General features: G+C 49.0%; 26 protein-coding genes. 8 read left to right on the forward strand and 18 right to left on the reverse strand.

The genetic code is table 11. The annotated features are described in order from the left end of the window. The first annotated feature begins 22 nt into the window (after positions 1–22). Complete coding sequence (locus tag VP472_RS11555) at positions 23–919, forward strand: YegS/Rv2252/BmrU family lipid kinase (protein WP_014418333.1); 897 nt, start codon at positions 23–25, stop codon at positions 917–919. A 43-nt stretch (positions 920–962) separates the two neighbouring features. Here the strand turns inward: VP472_RS11555 and VP472_RS11560 are convergent, their stop codons facing one another. The 8 genes from VP472_RS11560 to VP472_RS11595 all read right to left on the reverse strand — a co-directional run bounded on the left by VP472_RS11560 (position 963) and on the right by VP472_RS11595 (position 10995). After that, positions 963–2225, reverse strand: coding sequence for a dihydrolipoamide acetyltransferase family protein (locus VP472_RS11560; protein WP_146277147.1), 1263 nt, complete (start codon positions 2223–2225; stop codon positions 963–965). Between the two features lie 21 nt (positions 2226–2246). Continuing rightward, positions 2247–3230 carry a 3-methyl-2-oxobutanoate dehydrogenase subunit beta gene (bfmBAB, locus tag VP472_RS11565; protein ID WP_003153216.1) on the reverse strand — a complete coding sequence of 328 codons (984 nt, stop codon included), beginning with the start codon at positions 3228–3230 and terminating at the stop codon, positions 2247–2249. Positions 3231–3242: 12 nt separating this feature from the next. Next, positions 3243–4235, reverse strand: coding sequence for a thiamine pyrophosphate-dependent dehydrogenase E1 component subunit alpha (locus tag VP472_RS11570; protein ID WP_070082089.1), 993 nt, complete (start codon positions 4233–4235; stop codon positions 3243–3245). Positions 4236–4257: 22 nt separating this feature from the next. After that, positions 4258–5679, reverse strand: coding sequence for a dihydrolipoyl dehydrogenase (gene lpdA / locus VP472_RS11575; RefSeq protein ID WP_070082090.1), 1422 nt, complete (start codon positions 5677–5679; stop codon positions 4258–4260). Next, complete coding sequence (gene buk, locus VP472_RS11580; RefSeq protein WP_094247799.1) at positions 5669–6784, reverse strand: butyrate kinase; 1116 nt, start codon at positions 6782–6784, stop codon at positions 5669–5671. Before buk ends, lpdA begins: the two co-directional genes overlap by 11 nt. A 17-nt stretch (positions 6785–6801) precedes the next feature. Next, positions 6802–7896 (reverse strand): branched-chain amino acid dehydrogenase, encoded by a 1095-nt coding sequence (bcd, locus tag VP472_RS11585; protein ID WP_003153209.1) that lies wholly within the window; start codon positions 7894–7896, stop codon positions 6802–6804. A 13-nt stretch (positions 7897–7909) separates the two neighbouring features. Beyond that, the gene (yqiS, locus tag VP472_RS11590; RefSeq protein WP_025649863.1) at positions 7910–8803 is read right to left on the reverse strand and encodes a phosphate butyryltransferase; all 894 of its coding nucleotides are present in this window, start codon (positions 8801–8803) and stop codon (positions 7910–7912) included. Between the two features lie 122 nt (positions 8804–8925). Beyond that, positions 8926–10995 (reverse strand): sigma-54 interaction domain-containing protein, encoded by a 2070-nt coding sequence (locus VP472_RS11595; RefSeq protein ID WP_025649862.1) that lies wholly within the window; start codon positions 10993–10995, stop codon positions 8926–8928. Positions 10996–11148: 153 nt separating this feature from the next. Between VP472_RS11595 and VP472_RS11600 the strand changes: the two genes are divergently transcribed. Next, on the forward strand, positions 11149–11391 hold the full coding sequence (locus VP472_RS11600; RefSeq protein WP_146277149.1) for a DUF2627 domain-containing protein: 243 nt from the start codon (positions 11149–11151) through the stop codon (positions 11389–11391). Positions 11392–11419: 28 nt separating this feature from the next. On the opposite strand, the gene prpB is transcribed toward VP472_RS11600, so the two are convergent. From prpB to ytaF, 10 genes are all read right to left on the reverse strand, one after another. Then, a complete protein-coding gene (gene prpB, locus VP472_RS11605) occupies positions 11420–12325 on the reverse strand; it encodes a methylisocitrate lyase (RefSeq protein WP_003153200.1) in 906 nt (301 codons plus the stop codon). A gap of 18 nt (positions 12326–12343) precedes the next feature. Beyond that, the gene (locus VP472_RS11610) at positions 12344–13771 is read right to left on the reverse strand and encodes a bifunctional 2-methylcitrate dehydratase/aconitate hydratase (RefSeq protein WP_162008366.1); all 1428 of its coding nucleotides are present in this window, start codon (positions 13769–13771) and stop codon (positions 12344–12346) included. A 25-nt stretch (positions 13772–13796) separates the two neighbouring features. Next, a complete protein-coding gene (gene mmgD / locus VP472_RS11615) occupies positions 13797–14894 on the reverse strand; it encodes a citrate synthase (protein WP_003153198.1) in 1098 nt (365 codons plus the stop codon). A gap of 23 nt (positions 14895–14917) precedes the next feature. Next, positions 14918–16051, reverse strand: coding sequence for an acyl-CoA dehydrogenase (locus tag VP472_RS11620; protein ID WP_060674592.1), 1134 nt, complete (start codon positions 16049–16051; stop codon positions 14918–14920). 29 nt (positions 16052–16080) lie between these two features. Next, a complete protein-coding gene (locus VP472_RS11625) occupies positions 16081–16932 on the reverse strand; it encodes a 3-hydroxybutyryl-CoA dehydrogenase (RefSeq protein WP_071391637.1) in 852 nt (283 codons plus the stop codon). A gap of 19 nt (positions 16933–16951) precedes the next feature. Next, positions 16952–18133 (reverse strand): acetyl-CoA C-acetyltransferase, encoded by a 1182-nt coding sequence (locus VP472_RS11630; protein WP_094247797.1) that lies wholly within the window; start codon positions 18131–18133, stop codon positions 16952–16954. A 140-nt stretch (positions 18134–18273) separates the two neighbouring features. Beyond that, the gene (locus tag VP472_RS11635; RefSeq protein WP_094247796.1) at positions 18274–19011 is read right to left on the reverse strand and encodes a glycerophosphodiester phosphodiesterase; all 738 of its coding nucleotides are present in this window, start codon (positions 19009–19011) and stop codon (positions 18274–18276) included. Positions 19012–19098: 87 nt separating this feature from the next. Next, positions 19099–19725, reverse strand: coding sequence for an N-acetylmuramoyl-L-alanine amidase family protein (locus VP472_RS11640; protein WP_003153193.1), 627 nt, complete (start codon positions 19723–19725; stop codon positions 19099–19101). Between the two features lie 18 nt (positions 19726–19743). Continuing rightward, complete coding sequence (locus VP472_RS11645) at positions 19744–20061, reverse strand: hypothetical protein (RefSeq protein WP_003153192.1); 318 nt, start codon at positions 20059–20061, stop codon at positions 19744–19746. Positions 20062–20370: 309 nt separating this feature from the next. After that, positions 20371–20994 (reverse strand): sporulation membrane protein YtaF, encoded by a 624-nt coding sequence (gene ytaF, locus VP472_RS11650; RefSeq protein WP_070082095.1) that lies wholly within the window; start codon positions 20992–20994, stop codon positions 20371–20373. Between the two features lie 146 nt (positions 20995–21140). Here ytaF and VP472_RS11655 point away from each other — a divergent pair, with 146 nt between their 5' ends. From VP472_RS11655 to alr, 6 genes are all read left to right on the forward strand, one after another. Then, on the forward strand, positions 21141–21773 hold the full coding sequence (locus VP472_RS11655; RefSeq protein WP_014418348.1) for a helix-turn-helix domain-containing protein: 633 nt from the start codon (positions 21141–21143) through the stop codon (positions 21771–21773). 290 nt (positions 21774–22063) lie between these two features. Next, positions 22064–22201: a hypothetical protein gene (locus VP472_RS11660; RefSeq protein WP_014470646.1), complete on the forward strand. Its 138-nt coding sequence runs from the start codon at positions 22064–22066 to the stop codon at positions 22199–22201. A 93-nt stretch (positions 22202–22294) separates the two neighbouring features. Next, positions 22295–23413, forward strand: coding sequence for an NADH-dependent flavin oxidoreductase (locus tag VP472_RS11665; protein WP_003153184.1), 1119 nt, complete (start codon positions 22295–22297; stop codon positions 23411–23413). A 126-nt stretch (positions 23414–23539) separates the two neighbouring features. Next, entirely contained in the window at positions 23540–23752 is a 213-nt protein-coding gene (locus tag VP472_RS11670) for a spore germination protein (protein ID WP_003153183.1), read from the forward strand. 126 nt (positions 23753–23878) lie between these two features. Continuing rightward, entirely contained in the window at positions 23879–24091 is a 213-nt protein-coding gene (locus VP472_RS11675; protein WP_014305392.1) for a spore germination protein, read from the forward strand. 174 nt (positions 24092–24265) lie between these two features. Continuing rightward, positions 24266–25447 (forward strand): alanine racemase, encoded by a 1182-nt coding sequence (gene alr, locus VP472_RS11680; protein WP_146277153.1) that lies wholly within the window; start codon positions 24266–24268, stop codon positions 25445–25447. Positions 25448–25539: the final 92 nt, after the last annotated feature.

A 25539-nucleotide genomic window follows, 5' to 3' on the forward strand; every position in this document is an offset into this window, starting at 1 on the left:
TCTGAAATAAAGGAGCAGTCGTATGAGCCAACGGAAAGCAGTATTAATTTATAACGGAAACGCCGGTCAAAAACAGATTGATAAAACGCTCGGCACGGTCGTCCCCATTTTGGCCCAGTCAGCTGACGAACTTTTGATTAAACCGACCAAACATCAGGATGATGCCCGTCAGTATTGTGAAAATCTCGACAGTTCAGTTGACCATTTATATATTTTAGGCGGAGACGGCACTGTGCATCAATGCATCAACAGCATCAGCAAACTTGATCACAGGCCCGCTGTCGGCATTTTGCCGGGAGGAACGTGCAACGATTTCTCACGGGCGCTCGGCATCCCGCAAAACCTTCAAAAGGCCGCTGAAGCGCTCGCGGCCGGACATAAACGGATGATTGACGTCTGTAAAACGGATGACGGCTATTTTCTGAACTTCTGGGGCATCGGATTGATCACCGAAGCATCAAGCCATATCAATGAAACTGAAAAAGCATGGCTCGGTAAAATCAGCTACTTCACGAGCGCCTTGCGGACGATGACAAGCGCGAACCCGTTTCCTGTCAAATTGACGATTGACGGCGAGGTGAAAGAAGACGAAGCCGTAATGGTGCTTGTGATGAACGGGCATTATATCGGGACAAACCGAGTTCCCCTGCCTGATGCCAGCCTCCGGGACGGCTTAGCCGATGTGTTAATCTGCCGCAACACAAGCCTTGCCGCGTTGCGGGAGCTGATGACGATGGAGCAGGGTTCATTTGATGATTTCAAAGGGGAGCTGTCCTATATTCAGGCCTCGAGGATTGAAATCGAAACCGGACGTGAAATGGACGCGGATACAGATGGCGAGGTATACGGAACAACACCTTGTACGATCGAAGTGAAAAAACATCATCTCACTATGCTTGTTCCCGAGGACTCACAATGAAAATAAAAAAGCTCCTTTTGCCGCCCGGGCAAAAGGAGTTTTTTTAATAGACGGAAGTATGTTCATCAATGTTTTCTAAGATCTCTTTGACGCGTCCGAGGAATCGGCCGCATACGAGCCCGTCAAGCACTCTGTGATCTAAAGACAGGCAAAGATTAACCATATCACGCACTGCGATCATCCCGTTATTCATGACAACCGGACGTTTGACGATTGATTCTACCTGAAGAATGGCCGCCTGCGGATGGTTGATAATGCCCATAGATTGAACTGAGCCGAAAGATCCCGTGTTATTGACGGTAAATGTGCCGCCCTGCATATCTTCCGCGGTAAGTTTTCCGTTTCTCACTTTTTTCGCAAGGTCCGTTATTTCTCTGGCTATGCCTTTAATCGTTTTTTCATCAGCATGCTTAATAACCGGAACAAACAGCGAATCTTCCGTGGCAACGGCAATGGAGATGTTGATGTCTTTCTTTTGGACGATTTTGTCTCCCGCCCACATGCTGTTCATCTGCGGGAACTCTTTGAGAGCCTGCGCCGCCGCTTTTACAAAGAAAGCGAAAAATGTTAAATTGAAGCCTTCTTTCTGTTTAAATGAGTCTTTTATGCTGTTTCTGTACGCCGTCATGTTCGTGACGTCGACTTCCATCATCGTCCAGGCGTGCGGAATTTCTGTTTTGCTTTTATGCATATTGGCGGCGATGGCTTTTCTGACGCCTGTAACCGGAATTTCAATATCACCGGCTGACAGAGCTGGTGCCGGCGCTTGTTTTTGCTGTTGTTTCGGCGCTTGTTGCGTTGTTTGAACGGCAGCCGGCGCCGGTGCTTCCGACTTCTGCTGCATTCCCGAATCAATGATCTTTTGAATGTCTTTTCGCGTAATTCTTCCGCCTGCACCCGTTCCTTCAACTTCTTCAAGCTGAATGCCGTGTTCTCCTGCTAATCTGAGCACGGCCGGTGAATAACGCGCTTTATTTGACTGATTTTTACCTTGACGGTTTGCATCGGTGTCTGAAGGGGTATTCTGCTCTTCTTCCCGCTTCGGCGCCTCTTCGGTTTCCGTTTCTTCCGTTTCAATTTTGCAGATGATCTCGCCGACTGTAAGAGTCTGGCCTTCTTCTCCTACAAGTTCTGTAATCGTACCGGTAAAAGAAGACGGCACCTCCGCATTCACTTTATCCGTCATGACCTCCGCAATGGGGTCATATTTATTCACTTGATCACCGGGGGATACCAGCCACTTACTGATCGTCCCTTCCGTCACGCTCTCTCCGAGCTGAGGCATAGCCATTTGTTCAATCGCCATGTCAAAAACCTCCTTACGTCTTTAAAACTCCGCTAATTCTCTCATCGCGGCTTCCGCTTTGTCAGGATTCATCATGAAGTATTTTTCCATTGTCGGCGCATAAGGCATTGCCGGAACATCAGGACCTGCAAGCCGCTTGATCGGCGCGTCTAAATCAAATAAGCAGTTTTCAGAAATAATGGCGGCGACCTCGCTCATAATACCGCCTTCTTTCGTATCTTCTGTGATCAGCAATACTTTTCCGGTTTTAGACGCAGCTTCAATGATGGCTTCTTTATCTAACGGATAAACCGTACGCAAATCTAATACGTGCGCGGAAATTCCGTCTTTTTCAAGACGCTCGGCAGCCTGCAGAGCGAAATGGACGCATAATCCGTACGTAATGACAGTAATGTCGCTGCCTTCGCGTTTTACATCCGCCTTTCCGATCGGAAGGACGTAATCATCCGCAGGGACTTCGCCTTTAATCAGACGGTACGCCCTCTTATGTTCGAAAAACAGCACCGGATCTTCGTCACGGACTGCGGCTTTCAACAGCCCTTTTGCGTCATAAGGAGTTGAAGGCATGACAATTTTAAGACCCGGCTGGTTGGCAAAAATGGCCTCCACAGATTGGGAATGATACAACGCGCCGTGCACGCCGCCGCCGTAAGGCGCTCTGATGACCATCGGACAGCTCCAATCATTGTTTGAACGGTAGCGTATTTTGGCCGCTTCTGAAATGATTTGGTTGACCGCAGGCAGAATGAAATCGGCAAACTGCATCTCGGCAATCGGGCGCATGCCGTACATCGCGGCGCCGATCCCGACACCGGCAATCGCTGATTCCGCAAGCGGCGTATCCATCACCCGCTCTTCTCCGAACTGTTCATAGAGACCCGCCGTGGCTTTAAACACGCCGCCTTTTCTCCCGACATCTTCCCCGAGGACAAATACGCGCGGATCTCTTTCCATTTCTTCTTTCATTGCTGCATTAATACTGTCAATATAAGACATTACAGACATAAGTATTCCTCCCTACTTCGCATAAACGTGATCAAGCGTTGATTCAGGAGATGCGTATGGCGCTTTCTCCGCTTCGTCTGTCGCTTCGTTTACGATAGCCATGATGTCATCCAGCATGGTCTTTTCTTCTTCTTCACCTAGAAGCCCGGCTTCTTGCAAGTATGCTTTGTATAAAAGAAGCGGATCCTGTTTCTTTGCTTCTTCTACTTCTTCGCGTTCTCTGTAGCTGCTGTCGTCGTCATCACTGGAATGGGGCGTCAACCGGTAGGAAACCGTTTCTATTAATGTAGGACCTTCGCCTTTAGATGCCCGTTCGCGCGCTTCTTTCACGGCCCGGTAAACTTCCAGCAGGTCGTTTCCGTCAACTGTGACTCCCGGCATGCCGTAGCCTGCCGCCCGGTCGGAAATATTTTCGCACGCCACCTGTTTGTCATACGGAACAGAAATAGCATACTTATTGTTTTCACACATGAAAATGACCGGCAATTTATACACGGCGGCAAAGTTTGCCCCTTCGTGAAAATCCCCCTGGTTGGAAGATCCTTCTCCAAAGGTAACGAAAGAGACGATATCCTTTTTATCCATGCGTCCCGCAAGCGCGATTCCGACTGCATGAGGCACCTGCGTTGTCACAGGGGATGAGCCCGTTACGATTCTGTTTTCCTTTTGCCCGAAGTGGCCCGGCATCTGCCTTCCGCCTGAGTTCGGGTCAGCCGCTTTCGCAAAACCGGACATCATCAAGTCCTTTGCAGTCATACCGAATGCAAGCACAACTCCCATATCTCTGTAGTAAGGAAGCACATAGTCGGTATCACGGTTTAAAGCATAGGCCGCGCCTACTTGAGCCGCTTCCTGTCCTTGACATGAAACAACGAACGGAATTTTGCCCGAGCGGTTTAAGAGCCACATTCTTTCGTCGATTTTTCTGGCTAACAGCATGGTTCTATACATTTCAACGGCTTCTTCGTCAGAGAGCCCTAATGCTTGATGGCGGTTTGTAGTCATTCAAACCCCTCCTTCTTTCCTTTTAAAAATGAATCGCGTTTCCGTCTGCGGCTAACGCAGCTTCTCCAATCGCTTCTGAAAGCGACGGATGCGGATGTATGGACTGGCCGATTTCCCAAGGAGTCGCGTCGAGCACCTTGGCAAGCCCCGCTTCAGAGATCATATCGGTGACGTGCGGGCCGATCATATGAATACCGAGAATATCATCTGTATTCCGATCGGCGACGATTTTCACAAAGCCATCGCTTTCTCCGTATACAAGAGCCTTTCCGATTGCCATGAACGGAAACTTCCCGATCTTCAGTTCATGTCCTTTTCGGGTTGCTTCCTCTTCTGTCAGACCGACACTCGCCGCTTCCGGATTTGAATAAATGCATTTCGGCACAAGAGCTGCATCAAGCGGAGCCGGATTAAGACCCGCCATATGCTCAACGGCAATGATGCCTTCACGGGAGGCCACATGTGCAAGCTGAAGACCGCCGACAACATCACCGATCGCATAAATGTGCGATTCCTTCGTCTGCCCGGCTTCGTTCACGATGATAGAACCGTTTTCCGCTTCAATATCCGTGTTTTCAAGGCCGATCCCTTCAATGTTCGGCTGGCGGCCGATGGAAACAAGCATTTGTTCCGCGTGATACGTTTCTTTTTTTCCATTCTTTTCAGCGGCAATTGAAACGCCGTCCGCTTTTTCCAATGTATCCGGAAGCACTTTCGCACCCGTTACGATCTTAATTCCTTTTTTCGTTAACAGTTTTTCCATCTCGCTTGAAATATCACGGTCTTCAGTCGGCAAAATGCGGTCCGCATATTCAATCACAGTGATATTGACGCCGAAATCGTTCAGCATGGATGCCCATTCAATTCCGATGACACCGCCGCCGACGATCATCATGGATTGGGGCAGACGTTCAAGCTCAAGCGCTTCATCTGATGTCAGAATATATGTACCGTCTGCTTCTAAACCCGGCAGCATTTTCGGCCTTGAACCGGTTGCGATAATCAATTGTTTCGGTATCAGCATGTCGTTTTCTTCACCATTTGCGTATTCGACAGAAACCGTACCGGGAAGAGGTGAGAAGATGGAAGGGCCGAGCATACGTCCGTACCCGTTGAATACATCAATCTTCCCCTTTTTCATCAGGTGGGCGACACCGCCGGCCAGACGGTCAACGATTCCCTGCTTTCGTTTTTGCACGCTGTCAAAACGGAGGGAGACACCTTCCGTTTCAATGCCGAATGCTGCCGCTTCCTTTGCGGTTCGGTACACTTCCGCGCTTCTTAACAGCGCTTTACTCGGGATACATCCTTTATGCAGGCATGTTCCGCCGAGCTTTTCTTTTTCTACAACGGCCGTTTTTAAGCCGAGCTGGGCCGCTCTGATGGCGGCTACATAACCGCCCGTCCCGCCGCCCAGAATGACCACATCATATTCAGTCGCCATTTGTTTTCACTCCTTCGCCGATCTGATATTGCTTTGACTGCTCCTCACCGGCTAAAACCCGAAGCGCGCCTTGCGCGAGAGATTGCAGTTCATTTTCTCCCGGGTACACCAGTACATCCGAAATCCAATCTATGTACGATCTGATGGCGGATACGAAACTTTTCCCGTACGCCAATCCGCCCGTCAGGACGATAATGTCTACTTTTCCTTTTAATACGGCGCTTGCCGCCCCGATTTCTTTTGCTACTTGATAAGCCATGGCGTCATAAATGAGCCTCGCATGCTCATCTCCGGCCTGAATGCGTTTTTCCACCTTCACCGCGTCCGTTGTCCCCAGGTAGCCGGAGAGTCCGCCCGTGCCGACAAGTTTTTTCATCATATCGGCTTTTGAATACTTGCCGGAAAAACACATCTCCACCAAATCACCCGCAGGAACGGTTCCCGCGCGCTCCGGGCTGAAGGGCCCTTCTCCGTGAAGCCCGTTGTTGACATCCGTCACCCGTCCGCAATCATGGACACCGACTGTGATGCCGCCGCCCATATGAGTGACGATCATCTTCATCTGTTCATACCGTTTGCCGAGGGACGCCGCCGCCTGACGGGCAACAGCTTTTTGGTTCAAAGCATGAAAAATGCTTTTCCGCTTGATTTCAGGCATCCCTGATACTTTAGCGAGCGGAGTCATCTCATCCACCACGACCGGATCGACGATATACGCGGGGATATTTAGTCCGTCAGCTATTTCCCTGGCAATAATTCCGCCCAGATTAGAAGCATGCTGGCCGTTGTAGCCGTTTTTCAAATCAGTGATCATGGCGTCATTCACTTCATATGTGCCGCCCTCAATCGGTCTGAGCAGGCCGCCCCTGGCACAAACGGCATCAAACTTTGAAATGTTGATGCCCTGTTCGTGCAAAGACTCAAGAATGCTTATTTTTCGAAATTCGTACTGGTCGATAATGCCGTTAAATGTTTTCAGCTCTTCTTCGGGATGTCGCAGCGTCTTTTCAAAGATACAGCGTTCATTGTGAAAGACACCGATTTTCGTTGATGTTGAGCCTGGATTCAGAATGAGAATGCGTTTTTCCTTTTCGAACATTTTCATACCTCCAGATCAAATTCCTATCGTCTGCTTAATATACTTTGGCCGTTTTGCAGAAACTGGCTTCTTGAACGGCGCATGCGTTCAATTCGTTCCTCAGCCAGACGGTCGGCCGCTAAGTATGTCGGAATGCCGTCACGCGCGGAAATATCGAGCACCCGCTCAATGTTTGCATAGATGCCTTCAACTTTTTTCAAAGCCCGCTCAGCATTGTAGCCGTAAAGCTCATCGGCCACATTGATGACGCCGCCTGCATTGATGACATAATCCGGAGCGTACACGATTCCCATTTCATGAATGGTATCGCCGTGACGTGTTTCTTTCAGCTGGTTATTGGCCGCTCCCGCAATGACTTTCGCCTTCAGCTGTTTAATCGTGTCATCGTTAATGACGGCGCCGAGAGCACATGGGGCATAAATATCGCACGCCTGTGAGTAAATGTCGCCGGGATCAACTGCGCGGGCGCCGAAGTCCTCAACGGCACGTTTAACAGATTCTTTATTGATATCCGTTACGATTAAAGAAGCGCCTTCTTCGTGAAGGTGGCGGCATAGATTGTAAGCCACATTTCCCACGCCTTGCACGGCAATTGTTTTACCTTCCAGTGAATCAGTGCCAAACGCCGCTTTCGCTGCGGCTTTCATCCCTTTGTAGACGCCGTACGCCGTAACCGGGGACGGATTTCCTGATGAACCGAATGCCGGAGAAATTCCGGTTACATAGTCTGTTTCATCATGAATAATGTCCATATCTTCAACGGTGGTGCCGACGTCTTCCGCCGTAATATACCTTCCGTTTAAGCCTTGGATGTAGCGGCCGAACGCGCGGAACATTTCTTCATTTTTATCTTTGCGCGGGTCTCCGATAATAACGGTTTTCCCGCCGCCTAAGTTTAAACCGGCAGCCGCATTTTTATAAGTCATGCCTTTTGCGAGTCTCAGTGCATCTTCAATCGCCGCTTCTTCACTGTCATATGTCCACATTCTTGTTCCGCCGAGTGCAGGGCCGAGCGTCGTATCATGAATCGCGATGATCGCTTTTAATCCGGATTGTTCATCTTGGCAGAATACCAATTGTTCGTAATCGTAAGTCTCCATATATTTGAAAATTTCCATAGGTTCGTTCCTCCTACTGTTCTTGTGATGCGCAAATCGCAAGCGCAATTGAATACAGTTTATTTTCTGCGGTATCCGCTCTGCTCGTTAATGCGATCGGCGCTTTTGCACCGGCGATGACGGCAGCAACATTTGCTTTCGCAAAATAAATCATTGACTTATAAAGCATATTTCCGGCCTCGATTGAAGGAACCAAGAGAATATCCGCCTGGCCCGCTACGCTTCCGGAAATCCCTTTTTGCAGCGCAGCCGCTTGGGATACGGCATTATCCAAAGCAAGCGGTCCGTCCGCAATGCAGCCGGTAATCTGTCCTCTATTGCACATCTGGACGATCGCAGCCGCGTTCAGCGTCGCCTCCATTTTCGGATTAACCGTTTCAATAGCGGCAAGGACTGCGGCTTTCGGCATAGGGTTCCCTACAGAATGTGCGACATGAACCGCATTTTGCAGAATATGCCCGAGCTCTTCAAGAGACGGGGCAATGTTCAGCGCTGAATCAGTCACATACATCAGCCGGTCATAGTCCGGCACCTCAAAAACGGCTACATGTGATAACACCCTTTTTGAACGAAGCCCTTCCTGGCGGTTTAAAACCGATTTCAGAAGAGTTGAGCTCGGGAGATTCCCTTTCATTAAAACGTCCGCCTCTTGTTCACGCACTGCGCGCACTGCTTTTGCCGCAGATTCTTCGGGTGAATCGGCGTGGATGATGTCAGCATTGAACTTCGGCTCATTTGCCAGAAGCTCTTTCAGCTTTCCGCTGTCACCCGTCAGTAAAAATCGTGCCGACAAGTGTTCTGCCGCCATTTTGACGGCCTGGATCACTTCTTTATCTGCTGCGTGGGCCACTGCAATGGTTTTTGCGTTTTTTGCCGCGGCTTTTTCAACTAGGTCTTTCAGCTTCATTTTGTACCACCTTTCTTGTGCGAATCCGCTTTTAACAATGCAAGTTCCGTGCCAAATATTCGAAAGGGTTTATTCCGGCTTTTTTCAAGAACACATGCAGCTGTTTGCGCTTTCTCTGCAACTTATTGCATGCCGTCATTTGCAAGGCCGTACTTGTCCATTTTGTAGTACAGATTCCGAATGCTGACACCAAGCGCTTTCGCCGTTTTGGTTCGGTTGAATTTATGCTTTTCAAGCGTTTTTTGAATGACGTGCGCTTCAAATTTTTCAACAGCCTGAGACAGCTTTTCCCCTTCTATATCCGGAAAATCACTTTGGGTGCCGTTTTTTTCATTCAGCTCTGATTCGAAAACAGGCAGATGCTGCTGTTCGATCCGTTCCATGTGCGGCTCTAAAAATATCATTGCCCGTCCGAGAACATTTTCAAGCTCCCGTACGTTTCCCGGCCAGCTGTAGGCTGATAAAGCTCGCAGCGCGTTCGGCGTGAGCCCCTTTACATTGCGGCCGTAATCCTGATTGATTTTTTCAATGAGCCGAATGCTCAGCGCTTCAATATCTTCTTTGCGCTGCCGAAGCGGCGGGATTGAGATCGGATAGCGGTTAATCCGGTAATACAGGTCTTCACGGAACGCGCCTTCCGCCATGGCCTTTTCGATGTTGACGTTTGTCGCTGCGATAATTCTGACATTGACAGAAATCGCTTTAGCGCCGCCGACTCTGATAATTTCTTTTTCCTGCAGAACTCTGAGCAGCTTTGCCTGGGTGCTTTGGGTCAGCTCTCCGATTTCATCTAAGAAAATGCTGCCGTTATTCGCTTCCTCAAAAAGTCCTTTTTTGCCCCCGCGCCTCGCGCCCGTAAACGCGCCTTCCTCATAGCCGAAAAGCTCGGATTCAAGCAGGGATTCAGACAGGGCCGCACAATTGACCCGGATGAATTTATTGTATTTTCGGTCGCTTTCATTATGGATGGCGTGGGCGAAAAGTTCTTTCCCTGTGCCGGATTCTCCCCGCAGCAGAATCGTCGCCGGCGTTTTCGCCCCGAGCTTCGCCTGTTCAAGGGCGACCAGCATTTGTTCACTCGTGCCGATAATGTCATCAAACGTGTATTTCGCTTCAAGCGTGCGGATGATCTGGCGCGCCCGATTCAGCTCAGCAGTCAGCGTTTTAATTTCTGACACGTCGTGGATGACGCCGACGCTGCCTTTTAAAATACCGTCCACAATAACGGGGGCAACATTTACGATGACATCCTTTTTATTGGGGCCGACCTTCATCCTCACACCCCGCACGGGCCGCCTTGTCCCCAATACTTTCAGGTGCATGCTTTCCCCTTCTGAGATATCGGTGGAAGCGGGTTTTCCGATGACTTCGCTTTCTGACAGCCCGGTCATTTTTGTATACGCTTTGTTGATTAACATTCCGATGCCGTTTTCATCAACGACGGAAATGGCCTCGTCTGACGATTGAATAATCGCTTCAAGCATGGTGCGGATTTGTTTTAAGTTCGTGACCTCTTCCGCCAGTTCAACTGCGTCGGTGATGTCTTTAAACACGCATAACGCGCCGAGAAGTTTTCCGCCTTCATCAATGATCGGCAGTCTTGTCGTGACAATCTGCAGGTGCTTTCCGAGAAGCTGCTTCTGGTTATATTCCGGCTCTCTCGTTTCCAGAATCCGCGGCAGCTTTGTGTTCGGCACTACATCTTTAATTTGGCGGCCGATGACATCCTCCCGTTTTCGGCCGACCATTTTTTCTGCCATCTGATTAAATAAAATGATCGTTTCGTTGACGTCTATAAAAATCATGCCGTCGTGCGTTGAATTGAAAATCCGGTCATGCTTATACGTCTGCGACTTCAGCATTTGGATAAGCTGCTGTTTTTCCTCCATCAGCTGAAACACCATGTACGCCAATTTTCCCGGCATGACGATGGTTTGTTCTTTTTTCTCATGGAGCAGCTCATCCATGACCGCTTTATCGCCTGTTGTATGGATGATAATATCTATATCTTCAGTTATGTAGGGTTTCCAATCTGATGAGGTTGCAATTCCATATCTCCGGGCTTCTTGCAGCCCTTGCGCCTCCGGATCTTGATCAACCACCGCAATAATCCGGATCAGTTTTGTTTTCATCAAAATCTGTAGGAGCGCCGTGCCTCCTTTACCAGCACCTATAATCAGCACCTTCTGCATCCCGATACCCCTTTATATGAAAAAATTTGCACACCTGTATTTCCCGTTGCAATAATTTGCACAACCCCTATGTTACCACGTTTTGATCTCTTGACAAAATATTTTTTCGATTGGACAATAAAGGAAATCATATCGTAAAGGGGTTTTCTGAATATGAGCCGGCTTGTTGCGCTTTTGATTCTGGTCCTCCCCGGCGCTGTCGCGGCGCTCGGCATTAAGCTGATGAGAGATGCATTATTCGGGCATGCGTTTTCCCCGTTTCCGTCCCTTTTTCTTCAGGGGGGGGCCGGATTGGCGTTTTTTTTGTTCGGCCTTTATGTTCTGGCCGGGTTTATTCTGTACAGAGATCGGAAACGCAATCAAGTCAGCCCGCGGTTCAGGAAAAAAAAGCTGTAAAAAAAGCCCTTGCAAAAAAAGGGCTTTTTCAGTCGTCCGGCAGTATCGTTTTGGCAATGGATTGATCCAGTTCTTCATAGTCATCGTAAGCGATCGTTTCATATAATTCTTTTCTCGTCTGCATATCCGAAAGCCCCTCTTTTTGAGAGCCTTCTTCTTTCAGAAGGCGGAAAATACGTTCAAAAGCCTTGGCCGCCGTTCTGAGTGACGTGACCGGGTAAATGACCATCTGACAGCCCATATCGGAAAATTCATCAGCACTGTAATACGGCGTTTGTCCGAATTCAGTCATATTTGCGAGAATCGGCACACTGATTTGTTTGGAAAACGCTCTGAATTCACTTTCGGATTGGAGCGCTTCCGGAAAAACAGCGTCAGCACCCGCTTTTATATAAGCGGACGCCCTTTTTAGTGCCCCCTCCAGCCCTTCCTGCTGTCTGGCGTCTGTTCTCGCAACAACAAGAAGAGTCGGCGCGGCCCGCTTGACCGCTTGGATTTTTTGCGCCATTTCTTCAATCGGCACGAGCTGCTTCCCATTCAGATGTCCGCATTTTTTCGGCAGGCGCTGATCCTCCATTTGGACGGCGGCCGCGCGCGCTTCATACATTTCTTTCGCCGTCCGGGCGGCATTCAGCACGCCTCCGAAACCCGTGTCAATATCGACGAGGACGGGCAGATCAGACGAGCGGACCAGATCTTTAACCCGTTCAGCCATTTCCGCCGACGTGATGATCCCTAAATCGGGCAGCCCTCTGCTCGCCGTGTAAGCCGCGCCTGATAAATAAAGAGCCGAAAAACCTGTTTTCTTGGCAATAAGAGCGGCCATCGCATCGTGAGCGCCGGGAATCTGCAATAGATCCGGCGCTGCCATCAGCGTACGGAACCGCTCTGCAAGCTCCTCTTGAGACGACTGCTTGCTGACGATCCACGTCATGTTTGTCACCCTCCTATTTTATATGAGAAATAAGTCCATAAATTCACTAACGCTGAGCTTCTGCATTCGGCCGCTATCTTTACAGGCCTCTTCGATTTTCCGCTGCTGCTTCAATGAAAAATGAGTGCTGATGTTTGCTGAAAACTTGGCAAGAATCTTCGGAACGGCTTCTTTTCTGCGGAATCGGTGCCCGAGCGGATATTCACATTCAATCCGTCCCGTAGCCGTGCCGTCTGTAAAATGCACCTGTACGGCATTTGAGATGGATCGCTTATTCGGGTCTAAGTAATCTATTGAGTACGCTTTGTGTTCCGTCACCTCCATTTTGCTCCGCAATGTATCAATTCGCGGGTCAGACGCCGTTTCCTCTTCATAATGATCCGCCGTGATATCTCCGAAAAGCAGCCCGATTGCCGTAATATACTGGAGGCAGTGATCCCGGTCAGCCGGATTGTGAAGCGGCCCTTTTTTATCGATAATCCGGATTGCCGACTCATGGGTCATAATCGTGATCCTGTCAATGTCTTCGATGCGGTCTTTCACCTCCGGATGAAGCCGGACCGCGCATTCCGCCGCTGTCTGGGCGTGGAATTCAGCCGGGTAGGATACTTTAAACAGAACATTCTCCATCACATAGGACCCAAGCGGGCGGGCAAGCTTCATTTCCTTCCGGTTAAATAATACGTCTTGAAATCCCCACCCAGATGCGGTCAGAGCCGTCGGGTACCCCATCTCACCTTTTTGCGCCATAAGGGCCAAATATACCCCTCTGCTCGTCGCGTCGCCGGCCGCCCATGATTTGCGTGATCCGGTGTTCGGCGCATGACGATACGTTCTGAGGCTTGAATTATCAATCCAAGCGTGAGATACGGCGTTATTGATTTCCTCTCTTGAGCCGCCCAGCATTTGTGCGCAAACAGCCGCAGTCGCCACTTTCACAAACAGCACATGGTCAAGCCCGACTCTGTTTAAGCTGTTTTCCAAAGCGAGAATTCCTTGAATTTCGTGCGCTTTGATCATTGCGCAAAGCACATCACGCACGGTAAGCGGTTCTTTCCCTTCTGAAATCCGCACTCTGGATATATAATCCGCACAAGCCAATATGCCTCCGAGATTGTCAGACGGATGCCCCCATTCGGCCGCAAGCCACGTATCATTATAATCGAGCCACCTGTTGATACAGCCGATATTAAAGGCAGCTGTGACCGGGTCTAAAACAAAAGGCGTGCCCGGGACTCTGCTGCCGTTGGGCACGGAGGTTCCCGGGACAATCGGGCCGAGCAGCTTTGTACATTCGGGATAGCTGAGCGCCAAAATTCCGCAGCCTATCGTATCAAGAAGCACATGTCCTGCCGTAGTGAAAGCTTCTGAACTGTCAATCTCCTGATGGAGCACGTAGTCAGAAATCTCTTCGATTACAGCGTCCATTCGGCGGGGTTCTGTCATGTTTTCATCTTCCTTTCTCATCTGTTTACAGGCGCGCTCCGGTATAGCGGACACGCGGGCGGAAAAGCCGGTTTCGGCTGTGCTGTTCAATGACATGAGCGCACAGTCCGACCGTCCGTGCGCTGAAAAATATAGGCGTATACAGCGGGATCGGGATGCCGAGCATGTAATAGACCGGCGCTGCGTAGTAATCTAAGTTCGGATAAAGGCCTTTTTTCTCCCGCATGACGGTTTCTCCGGCTTCACACATATGATAAAGACGGAAATCACCTGAAAGATCAGACAGTTTTTTCAATGCTTCTTTCATCATGAGCGCCCTCGGGTCCATTTTTTTCATGTAGACACGGTGGCCGAAGCCCATGATTTTTTCTTTGTTTGCGAGTTTTTGAGTTAATAATTGTGTAAACCCGTCTGTATCCTTCGCTTCCTCAAGCATGTACATAACCGCTTCGTTCGCTCCGCCGTGAAGGTTTCCCTTAAGCGAGGCGACGGCTCCGGTCAGAGCGCCGTAAATATCCGATTGCGTCGAAGCAATGACACGGGCCGTAAACGTTGAGTTCGGCAATTCATGCTCACTGTATAAAAGAAGCGACCGGTCGAATATTTCTTCTTCCAAGGAGGACGGCGTTTTTCCGGTAATCATATATAAAAAGTTTGCGCTATACGATAAGGTTCCGACAGGCGCTAAAGGCTCCAGTCCGTTGATGACTCGATAGCTGTTGACGGTCAGATTGGGCATTTTGCCTATCAGCCCGCGGACACGGTGCCGATTTACAGAAGAGGTGCGGTTATCAATATCCTTATCAAAGCCTCCAAGCGCGGACAAACCTGTCCTCAGTCCGTCCATCGGGTGAGTACGTTCGGGCAGCAGACGGCATATACGCAAGATTTCCTCGGGAAGGTGTCCGCCGCGCCGAACGTCTTCTTCAAGCGCCTTCTTCTCTTTCGCATCAGGAAGTCTGTCTTCCAATAAGAGATGAACAATGTCCATATAGCCGGCCGTTTTAGAAAGCTCAATCAGATCGTGGCCTTTGATTAAAATACTGCCCTGCTGTGTATCCAGGAAAGAAATCCCCGTTTCCACCGCAATGACGCCATCTAAACCGGGAGAATAAGATTCCATGGTTTCGCTCCTTTGCACACTTTTTATTGAAGAAGATACTTAGAAATAATCAGCCTTTGAATCTCATTGGTTCCTTCATAGATTTGCGTGACTTTCGCATCCCGAAATAAACGCTCCGCGGGATACTCTTTCATATAGCCGTAGCCGCCGTGAATCTGCACAGCCTCCACCGCCGCTTTCATCGCCGCATCGGACGCGAATTGCTTCGCCATAGATGCTTCTTTTCCGCACGGAAGCCCTCGCTGATACAGGTCAGCCGCATGATAGACCAATAATTTGGCAGCTTCCGCATTCGTTGCCATGTCAGATAATTTAAATGAAACGGCCTGATTCGAAGCGATGGGTCTGCCGAACTGGCTGCGGGTTTTGGCGTACTCCACCGAGCAGCCGAGCGCCGCTTCGATAATCCCGAGCGCCTGAGCCGCTATGCCGATCCGTCCGACGTCAAGGTTTTTCATGGCGATTGAAAAACCCTCGCCCTCTTCGCCGAGCCGGTTTTCAATCGGAATTTCCGCTTGGTCAAACTGCAATTCGACAGTATTGGAACCTAACAATCCGAGCTTTTTTTCTTTTTTTCCGACAGAAAAACCGGGTGTGTTTTTTTCAACGATAAACGCTGAAATTCCCTTTCTCCCTTTACCCGGATCGGTTATGGCGAATGTCAGATACAGATCTGCCGCTCCGCCGTTTGTAATAAAGATTTTTGAACCGTTCAGAATATATGAACCGCCTCGTCGCACGGCTGTTGTTTTCAGACTTCCCGCATCAGATCCGGATTGAGGCTCAGTAAGCGCAAAAGCCCCAATATATTCGCCCGCTGCCAGCTTCGGAATATACGTTTGTTTTTGGGCTTCTGTCCCGAAATGCAAAATCGGGATTGTGCCTACCGATGTGTGGACGGACAAAATGACGCCGACGGCCGCGCTGACTTTTGATATTTCATGAATCGCTAAAATGTAAGATGTTGTATCAGCACCCGCCCCGCCGTAAGCTTCCGGGACGGGAATGCCCATCAATCCCGCTTCGCCCATTTTTTTAATCAGCCGCTCCGGAAATTCATCTGTTGATTCCATGAGCTCAACCACCGGCGCGATTTCCTTGCGGGCAAAATCACGCACCATTTTTCTCATCATGATGTGCTCTTCTGTAAAATGCATGGCTGCCGTCTCCCCTCATGATCTTTACATCATCTGCCGTACTCATAAAAACCGCGCCCGCTTTTTTTGCCGAGCCAGCCGGCGCTGACATATTTTCTGAGCAGAGGGCATGGGCGGTATTTCGGATCTCCGAGCCCCGCGTAGAGAACCTCCATAATGGAAAGGCACGTATCCAGCCCGATGAAGTCAGCTAATGTTAAAGGACCCATCGGATGACGCATGCCGAGCTTCATCACCTCATCAATCGCTTCCTTTGAAGCTGCTCCTTCGTAAAGGCAATAAACGGCTTCGTTAATCATCGGCATTAATATGCGATTAGATATAAAGCCCGGGAAGTCATTGACTTCGACAGGGGTTTTATTCATCCGGACGGCAAGCTTCTTTACTGTTTCCGCCGTTTCTTCCGATGTGGCGAGTCCTCTGATGACTTCGACAAGCTCCATGACAGGAACCGGATTCATAAAATGCATGCCGATTACTTTTTCAGGCCTTTTTGTGGCCGCGGCAAGCTCCGTAATGGGAAGAGAAGACGTATTGCTTGCCAATACGGCATGAGGGGGACAGATTTTATCAAGTGTGTCAAACAATTCCGCTTTTGCTTTTTTGTTTTCGGCAATGGCTTCAATGATAAAATCAGCATCTCCCGCTTCTGTGAGCTCTGCCGGGGAAATACGGCTGAAAACGGCATCTGTCTCCTGCTGTGACTTCCGTCCTTTTGCCTGATCTTTCTCCAGGTTTGTCTTTATGCGGTGAAGACCTTTTGTTACCGTTTCCGGCTCCCAATCGTATAACTTGACGGCAAACCCGGCTTCTGCAGCCGTCTGAGCGATGCCTGCTCCCATCTGACCGGCACCTGCGACCATGATTGTTTTCATCTTCATCCGGCGCTCCCTCCTTTGATCAGTACACCTCCAGCAGGACGGCATCTCCTTGAGCCGCTCCGCTGCATATAGCCGCTATGCCTAAACCTCCTCCGCGACGCTTTAATTCGTATATTAAACTCATGATGATTCTCGCTCCGCTTGCGCCGATCGGGTGGCCGAACGCGATTGCCCCTCCGTTTACATTCACTTTCTCCCGGCTGAACCCGGCTATTTTTTCACTCACGAGCACGACGGACGCAAATGCTTCATTTACTTCAAACAAATCAATATCGTCAACGGACAGTCCTGTTTTTTTCAAGAGCCGGCTGATGGCCTCTCCCGGCGCGCTTGCCAGCTCGGACGCTTCCAGTCCGACTGACGCAAAGCCAAGTATTGCTGCGAGCGGCCTGACATGCTGCTTTGCTGCTTTTTCCTCTGACATCAGCACAAATGCTCCGGCCCCGTCATTTACACCGGGAGCATTTCCGGCTGTAACCGTTCCGTCGGCTGTAAAAATTGGCTTGAGCGCTGCGAGCTGCTCAAGGCTTGTATCAGGACGCAGCCCCTCATCCGCTTCAACGATATGCTGTTTGCCCTTTTTGCCGATCCAGGTGACGGGGACAATTTCTTCACGCAATTTGCCCGCCTCAGCCGCCTCAGCCGCGCGTTTCTGGCTCAAAAGAGCGTAATGATCCTGTTCATCCCGGGAAATGCCGTACTTTTTGGCCGCAGTGCTTCCGTGGACAGCCATATGCACCTGGTCGAACGCACAGGTGAGCCCGTCATGAACCATTAAATCCTGAAAAACCCCGTCCCCCATCCTCACACCCCAGCGGCCGGCCGGAATGGCGTACGGAATGTTGCTCATGCTTTCCATTCCGCCTGCAATCAGCACGTCCGCATCTTTCGCCCGGATCATTTGATCACAGATAGTAACGGCCCTGAGCCCTGATGCACAGACCTTATTAATGGTTTCAGCCGGAACAGACCATGGAAGCCCGGCATATCTTGCAGCCTGCCGTGCCGGAATCTGCCCGGCACCCGCCTGGACGACCATTCCTATCACCGCTCCTTCCGCTTCGCTTTCACTGATAGCGGCGCGCTTCATTGCTTCTTTTATGGCAATGCCGCCAAGCTCGGCTGCCTTTACCTCTTTTAATGCACCGCCGAATTTTCCGAACGGCGTTCTTGCCGCACTGACGATAACCGTTTTTCCCACAATTTTGCCTCACTTTCAATAAGATAAAAGATAACGCTTACAGAAAACGCCCTGTTACAATATATGAACCGGCTGACCGAGTTATGAGTGCACCGCCTTTTTCCCGCCCATAAAAAAAGAAGACTGTCTGAACAGTCTTCTCAGCTGCGGCATTCTTCTTTTATAGAAACAGCCAGCTTTGGATAATCGGTAAAAATTGCGTCTATCCCCGCTTTCATCATCTGCTTCATATCCTCAGGACGATTGACAGTGAACGGACGGAGCGCCGCTTGGTGTTTTGCAAGATGTGTGATCACTTCAGCGCTGACCGCAGGCGTACCGAGCTTCGGATGATAACCCGAAGCGGGAATGGCGGCAAGATACCGTTCAGGCCGGTACAGCACATCCATTGTCAGCACCGCCCGTTCAATTTCAGGCGCCAGGGCGTGGCAAACCGCGAGACTCTCATGATTAAATGAAGAAAAAATAACGCGCTTTTCCAGTCCGTAATATCTGACTTTTTTAATCACTTCTTCTTCCATTCCTTCGTAACGGAATACACTGTTTTTCAGCTCAATGTTTATCAGAAAATCAGCACGTTCCGCAAAACGCAGCACATCTGACAAAAGCGGAACTCTGACACCTTTAAAAGCATCTTTCCATTTTCCGGCGGCATCGGCGGTTCTGATTTTGTCATACGCCGTATCTTTCACAAATCCTTTCAAAGACGTCGTGCGGTCGAGGGTTTCATCGTGAATGACCACGATCCGGCCGTCTTTTGTCATCTGTACATCAAGTTCGATTCCGTCAGCCCCGTCCTCAATCGCTTTTTTGAATGCGGGCATCGTATTTTCAGGGCAGTCGCCCGACGCCCCCCGGTGGGCAAAAATATTCGTCATATGTGTCACCTCAGATGTTTGTCATCGGTTTTCTCTATTATAATCGTTATGCACATCAGGAGGGCGCTATTTACACATATTTTATCATTACCGTCCGCTGTAATAGGTTTCGATTCCGTTTACAACGGCGTCCGCGGCATGCTCTTGTCCGTTATCGCTTTTCAGCTTGTCCGCATCTTGAGGATTTGTGATAAAACCTAATTCAGCCAGCACACTCGGCATCTTTGAATATGTAATAACATAAAAAGGAGCTTCTTTTACGCCTCTGTCCCTCATCCCTAAAGACGTGACAAGCTGCTGCTGAATGTCGGAAGCAAGCCTTTCGCTGTCCGCGCCTTCATATGTCGAATTAAAATACGTTTCCGTGCCCGATGCCGTTGATACGGCTGAATTCGTATGGAGGCTGACGAATAAATCGGATTGGCTGGCGCTCGCTTTCGCCACCCGCTCGTCCAAACGTAAAAAAGTATCGTCAGTCCTTGAAGCTACAGGTTTTGCACCTTCTGCCTCCAATTTGGCGATCACCTTGTTTGACACCGCTAAATTGATGTTTTTCTCAAGCAGTCCATTTCCGCCGGCCCCGCTGTCTTCTCCGCCATGTCCGGCATCGATATAAATGGTTTTCCCTTGCAAAGGTTCGGCTGCATAAGCGGACGGCGCAAGCAGAAGCAGAGCGGCACCGAAGGCAGCAGCGCTTTTTGTCAGTAAACCCACGTTTTTTCCTCCCCGTTTTCACATATCTGTTTCTTTTTTCAGTTTCTCAAGCCGTAATTGTCCGTTGCTCTCTTTTTTATAGGTGATTTGCACCGCCGTATGTTCAGGCAGCGACTGACATTCAAACCGCTTAGCGAAAGGCACCTTCACCTCTTGCCTTTCTCCGTCAATTTCGACCGCGATCGTATCGTTTCCGGCCGCTTTTATAAATGTTCCTTCCTGTGTAAATGACGGCGCCGCATCAGCCTCCGCGGTATACTCGCAGCCTGATAACAGCCATGCGGTGAAGATCAGAAGTATGACAGACTTCACACAGATCACCTCACGTTTTCTCATTCGGCTTTATCTTTGAACAGATTGGCCGATTTGTAAAGGGAGCCTCCATTCCTCCAGCGCTTTTCCATATTTGGAATGAAGGCTATCTGACCTGCTGTTTACCTGAACTTAGAAAGAAAACAAGCTGATCAGTCTATGAAAAAGGTTCTGTCTGAAGGCCGAATATGCAGAATTTAACGGAAACGGACGACTTTCTGTTCATTTTGAAAAAATATCAGATCGGCAAAAAAAAGAGAGCCGCGTCATGCACTCTCCCGAATAGAAACATTCATATTTATTTTGAGCTTTTCATAAAATGAACGGGACAACTTAAAAGAGCAGCGTATTGGCGGCAATGATGAGAATAATCACTCCGCTCAGCACCGTGCTGAACTGTCCGACGTGAAAAGAACCGATGCGCAATGACGCGGCTTTTTTTCCAAGCGAGCAGCCGATCCATATGGTCAGAAAGCTTCCGATCGCCGCAGTGATGGAAATGGCAGCAGGAGAAAGCCCGATCAACCCCGCGCTTAATCCGTTGGTCAGCGCATTTGCGGATACGGCCACCCCGAGAACCATGGATTCCAATATACCGATTTCTCCCGAACCGTCGGCATCCGCTGCCTCCGGATTTTGCAGCAGACCGGCAAAACGGCCTTTTTTTCCTGACGCGCCAACACGCGCTGTTTTTCTCGGCACAGCCAGCAGAATGATGCGGATACCGATGACAGATAAAATAAACGCCGCCAGCAATACAGGAAGAAAGCCCGGTAAAACGGCTGAAATCCATTTGCCGAAATAAATTCCGATATAACTGAATACAAAACAGATAAAAGCGATCATCATATTTGACGCATGCGATATTTTGATTTTTCTGATGCCGTATGACATCCCCACTCCTAAATTATCAATGCTTGAGGACACTGCCAAACCTAAAATCAATAACCAAGCCATGTTCGTTTCTCTCCATTCTTTGATGTCTTTTCAACATGTTGTGCCGTTGAATCTACACTATTCTATTCAGCAGCACAGAAAAGGTACCTTTTCTGCAAAAATTATTGATTGACGATCATCATTCCGGCGGAAACGAGGTGACACCCTTGACAGAAAATAAAAATAAGACACTGGGACCCCTTTTAAAATCACTGCTTGATAAGCACTCGCTCTCCATGAGAAAGCTCGGCGCCTTAACAAACATTGATACGGCCACCATCTCCCGGATTATCAACGGCAAACAGAAGGCCAATTTAAAGCATCTTCAGGAATTTTCAAAACACCTCCGCACCCCGCTGGAGGAATTGCTTGAGGCGTCAGGCATAGACATCGGTCATGAAAAAGAAGCTGCGCCGCAAGACCCGATGCACGCGATTCAGGATATGCTGAATATGGCCGAGATGTTTGATCAGCCTTTTTCCCGGGAGCAAATTGAGCGCGAACTGACCAGATATGAACAATACGCCAAAACCCAGCAGGGCCATCGCCTGATTTGCGATGAGTTTCAAAAGAAAATGGACAATGAAGAAAGCGTCGGCCCTTTTATTGATCATTTGAAAAACATGCATCATCAGTATATGGATGAATCAACACCGGCTGAAGACCGCGCGATTCTTGGGAGCGCGCTGCTGTATTATATTTTAGCGACCGACGTCATTCCGGATTACATGTTTCCGATCGGCTACCTGGATGACGCCATCGCCGTTCAAATCGCTTTGAACCGGCTGAAAAAAAAGTAAAGGCGCTTAAAAAAGCGCCCTTTTTGTGTTGAAAAATATGAAACACCGCATTACGGTTTTGTCAAAACAGAGACAGCTATCATATGATACATCAACCTAACAAAAAGGAGGGTGTCTTCTATGGACAGCAACACAGTTGTGGCAGTGTGCGCTCTGTTAAGTGTTGTGATTCAGATCGGAACGATATTCGCCGCAGGAAAGTGGAAAAAAGAATAAACAAATTGACGGTTTTTTCGCACAAGCGTATGCTTATAAATAACCTTGTAAAAGATAAGAAAGAAGATATGCATATGAAAAAAATCATTCTCCTCTTCGCCGCCGCTGTCATATTCAGCTCGATCGGCCATCAAATTTCAGGAGGATATAAAGATCCTGAAAAGGAACGGAGAAAACCGTTTCATTCGTTTAAATGGTTCAGCCGGTCATAACCTCAGGAAGAAGAACAAGCAAAATAATTGCACACAATGAAAACATAAGCTAGAATACGGACGAGTTAAACTCCTAAGGAAGAAGGCGAAATGATGAAGCAAACTTATCAACCGCTGTTTGAACCTTTTACGTTCGAAAGCGGCGTCACCATACCAAACCGTATTTCAGTCGCACCGATGACACACTATTCATCAAATGATGACGGAACGATTTCCGACCGTGAATTAAGCTACATTACTCCCCGTTCAAAAGAAATGGGCATGGTCATTACGGCATGTGCAAACGTAACGCCGGACGGCAAAGCGTTTCCAGGCCAGCCCGGCATCTATGATGATTCTCACATTCCCGGCTTGAAAAAACTCGCTCAGGCGATCCAGTCTCAAGGAGCGAAAGCCGTTGTGCAGATTCACCACGGAGGATTGGAATGCCCTCCTGAACTCGTGCCAAACAACGACGTCGTCAGTCCGAGCGGCTCAGAAGAAGACGGCAGACAAACGTCCCGGGCTCTCACCGAACAAGAAATTGAGCACATCGTGAAAGCATTCGGCGAAGCGACACGCAGAGCGATTGAAGCCGGCTTTGACGGTGTTGAAATTCACGGGGCAAACGGGTACCTGATTCACCAATTTTATTCACCGAAAACAAACCGGCGCACAGACCGCTGGGGCGGAAGCGATGAAAAGCGCCTTGCGTTCCCGCTTGCAGTCGTTGACGCTGTCAAACAGGCGATTGATACACACGCTGAAAATCCATTCGTTCTCGGCTACCGCCTGTCACCGGAAGAGCCGGAAACACCGGGGCTTACAATGAAAGAAACATTCATGCTCGCCGACGCGCTTGCGGAAGAGAACTTGGATTATCTGCATATTTCACTGATGGATGTCAATTCCAAAGCCCGCCGCGGCGCGGATACTTCACGGACCCGGATGGATTTATTAAACGAACGCGTCGGCCATAAAGTGCCGCTGATGGCCGTCGGTTCCATCTATACCGCGGACGAAGCGCTTGCCGTATTAGAAAGCGGAATTCCGCTGGTGGCTCTGGGACGTGTCATTTTGATTAACCCCGAATGGGCGGTGCTGGTCAAAGAAGGCCGCGAACAGGAAATCGAAAAAGCCATTCAAGCATCTGAAATTGAGAAATACCGACTTCCTGAACCGTTATGGGAAATGATTCAGAATACAGGCGGCTGGGTGCCGTTTGAAAAGTAGACTAAAAAAACTGCCGGATGTCCGGCAGTTTTTTTGATTCACAAGTTTTTACCGCTTTGTTTACTCTTATTTCCAACACACAGCGTACATATAGTAAATAGATTAATAGAAAGGAGACCGTATATGATGGCTGGTTTCCCTATTACGATTAACAGTCTTTCCGGAAACGGGGTTGTCAATGTCGGCGGTGCGTTTTCGATAAGTCCTTTAACCGTATCAAAAACCGTCTACGGCTCAGGAGGGGGAAATACAGGTATGGTCCTGCAAATGAATCAATCCAGCACATCTCAATCTTCAAACTCTCAATACTCTGATCAAAATGTAACGAAAACATTATGACATCCGTATTTCCCTCCCTTTCCGGCTGGCAGCAGCCGGATTCTTTTTGCCGTTTTGTTTAATCTTATTCAAATATCACAGCGTACATATAGTTAGTAGACTGAGAGAGAAAGGAGAAAAAATAGAATGAGCGGTTGCCCGATTACGATAAACAACGTATCAGGAAACGGAGTTGTCAATGTTGGCGGCGCCATATCCATCAGTCCGCTGACTGCATCAAAAACCGTTTTCGGTGCCGGAGGGGGAAATATCGGCATTGTCATTCAAAACAATGCTGTAAGCCAGTCCAAAATGTTTGAACATCAATTTTCAGATCAGAATATTGTGAAGTCATTGTAAGGGCTGCCATGCAGCCCTTACTGCATAAATAAAGCAGGCGCATGATTTCCCGAAAACTTGATTTTAAACATCAGCGGTCACCTTCTCATGTTTTGAATGATTTCAGTTAAAGATGAATAGAATGCAGATTGAAAGCATGAGTACTGAATCTCATTAAGGAAAGAAGGAATCGTGATGAAAAAACTTTGCCGGGAAGTTTGGATTGAAGTTGACCTTGATGCGATAAAAAAGAACGTACGGGCGATCCGCCGCCATATTCCGAATACGTCTAAAATTATGGCCGTCGTAAAAGCGAACGCTTATGGCCACGGCTCTGTGGAAGTAGCGCGGCAGGCACTGGAAAGCGGGGCGAGCGAGCTTGCTGTCGCAAGCGTCGAAGAGGGAATTGTGTTACGGAGAGCGGGAATTACGGCACCTATTCTCGTGCTCGGCTTCACAGCTCTCAGCTGTGTGAAAAAATCTGCCGTTTGGAACATCACATTATCAGCGTTTCAGGTCAGCTGGATCAAAAAAGCGAATCGGATATTGGAAAAAGAAGCAGATTCGAAACGGCTGTCCATTCATATCAATGTGGATACCGGAATGGGCCGGCTGGGTGTGCGCACGGAAGAAGATCTTTTAGCAGTGGTGAAAGCGCTCAAGTCGAGTACATACCTGTCATGGGATGGCATCTTTACACATTTTTCAACAGCGGATGAACCGGACACTGAGCTGACGATGCTGCAGCACGAAAAGTTTATCAGCTTCCTCCGCTTTTTAAAAAATCAAGACATTACGCTGCCTACCGTGCATATGTGCAATACAGCCGCCGCTATCGCATTCCCGGAATTCAGCGCCGACATGATCCGTTTAGGCATTGGGTTATATGGTTTATATCCGTCCGCCTCGATAAAGGAGCTGAGCCTCGTGGATCTCACGCCCGCACTAAGTTTAAAGGCGCGTATCGCTTATGTGAAAGCCATGGTGACAGATCCCCGGACCGTCAGTTATGGTGCCACATATATCGCCGAACCGGGTGAAATCATCGCCACGATTCCGATCGGCTATGCTGACGGTTACTCCCGCGCCCTGTCCAACCGCGGGTTTATTCTGCACCGCGGCAGACGGGTGCCGGTGGCGGGGAGAGTGACAATGGATATGATAATGGTCAGTTTAGGTGAGAATGAGGGCAAACAAGGAGAAGAAGTCGTCATCTACGGCAAACAACAAGGAGCCGAGATTTCCGTTGATGAAATTGCCGAAATGCTCGGTACGATCAGCTACGAAGTCCTGTCTGTGTTAAGCCGCCGCATCCCCCGCTTTTATTTCAGAGACGGCAAAATCATTAAAATATCAGCTCCGGTATTATACGTATAGACGGCATAGTTCCCGTATTTATGTATAGAACAAGTACCGGCGTGAGTGGTTCCCATTGTTTTCGTCAGCAAAATCTCAAAACGCCTTCTCTT

This window comes from Bacillus sp. MT(2024), from assembly GCF_036362845.1.
GTDB classification, from domain to species: Bacteria; Bacillota; Bacilli; order Bacillales; family Bacillaceae; genus Bacillus; species Bacillus velezensis.

Excerpts from the sequence above, each read along its gene's own strand:
- VP472_RS11645 (WP_003153192.1), bottom strand. The coding sequence starts at position 20,061 with ATGAGAAAACGTGAGGTGATCTGTGTGAAGTCTGTCATACTTCTGATC.
- VP472_RS11635 (WP_094247796.1), bottom strand. The coding sequence starts at position 19,011 with ATGACGAATATTTTTGCCCACCGGGGGGCGTCGGGCGACTGCCCTGAA.
- buk (WP_094247799.1), bottom strand. The coding sequence starts at position 6,784 with ATGAAAATGTTCGAAAAGGAAAAACGCATTCTCATTCTGAATCCAGGC.
- ytaF (WP_070082095.1), bottom strand. The coding sequence starts at position 20,994 with ATGGCTTGGTTATTGATTTTAGGTTTGGCAGTGTCCTCAAGCATTGAT.
- VP472_RS11555 (WP_014418333.1), top strand. The coding sequence starts at position 23 with ATGAGCCAACGGAAAGCAGTATTAATTTATAACGGAAACGCCGGTCAA.
- VP472_RS11560 (WP_146277147.1), bottom strand. The coding sequence starts at position 2,225 with ATGGCGATTGAACAAATGGCTATGCCTCAGCTCGGAGAGAGCGTGACG.
- prpB (WP_003153200.1), bottom strand. The coding sequence starts at position 12,325 with ATGACGTGGATCGTCAGCAAGCAGTCGTCTCAAGAGGAGCTTGCAGAG.
- VP472_RS11675 (WP_014305392.1), top strand. The coding sequence starts at position 23,879 with ATGAGCGGTTGCCCGATTACGATAAACAACGTATCAGGAAACGGAGTT.
- yqiS (WP_025649863.1), bottom strand. The coding sequence starts at position 8,803 with ATGAAGCTGAAAGACCTAGTTGAAAAAGCCGCGGCAAAAAACGCAAAA.
- VP472_RS11600 (WP_146277149.1), top strand. The coding sequence starts at position 11,149 with ATGAGCCGGCTTGTTGCGCTTTTGATTCTGGTCCTCCCCGGCGCTGTC.
- VP472_RS11625 (WP_071391637.1), bottom strand. The coding sequence starts at position 16,932 with ATGAAGATGAAAACAATCATGGTCGCAGGTGCCGGTCAGATGGGAGCA.
- lpdA (WP_070082090.1), bottom strand. The coding sequence starts at position 5,679 with ATGGCGACTGAATATGATGTGGTCATTCTGGGCGGCGGGACGGGCGGT.
- mmgD (WP_003153198.1), bottom strand. The coding sequence starts at position 14,894 with ATGGAATCTTATTCTCCCGGTTTAGATGGCGTCATTGCGGTGGAAACG.
- alr (WP_146277153.1), top strand. The coding sequence starts at position 24,266 with ATGAAAAAACTTTGCCGGGAAGTTTGGATTGAAGTTGACCTTGATGCG.
- VP472_RS11665 (WP_003153184.1), top strand. The coding sequence starts at position 22,295 with ATGAAGCAAACTTATCAACCGCTGTTTGAACCTTTTACGTTCGAAAGC.
- bfmBAB (WP_003153216.1), bottom strand. The coding sequence starts at position 3,230 with ATGTCTGTAATGTCTTATATTGACAGTATTAATGCAGCAATGAAAGAA.
- bcd (WP_003153209.1), bottom strand. The coding sequence starts at position 7,896 with ATGGAAATTTTCAAATATATGGAGACTTACGATTACGAACAATTGGTA.
- VP472_RS11620 (WP_060674592.1), bottom strand. The coding sequence starts at position 16,051 with ATGCATTTTACAGAAGAGCACATCATGATGAGAAAAATGGTGCGTGAT.
- VP472_RS11610 (WP_162008366.1), bottom strand. The coding sequence starts at position 13,771 with ATGACAGAACCCCGCCGAATGGACGCTGTAATCGAAGAGATTTCTGAC.
- VP472_RS11670 (WP_003153183.1), top strand. The coding sequence starts at position 23,540 with ATGGCTGGTTTCCCTATTACGATTAACAGTCTTTCCGGAAACGGGGTT.
- VP472_RS11595 (WP_025649862.1), bottom strand. The coding sequence starts at position 10,995 with ATGCAGAAGGTGCTGATTATAGGTGCTGGTAAAGGAGGCACGGCGCTC.
- VP472_RS11570 (WP_070082089.1), bottom strand. The coding sequence starts at position 4,235 with ATGACTACAAACCGCCATCAAGCATTAGGGCTCTCTGACGAAGAAGCC.
- VP472_RS11660 (WP_014470646.1), top strand. The coding sequence starts at position 22,064 with ATGAAAAAAATCATTCTCCTCTTCGCCGCCGCTGTCATATTCAGCTCG.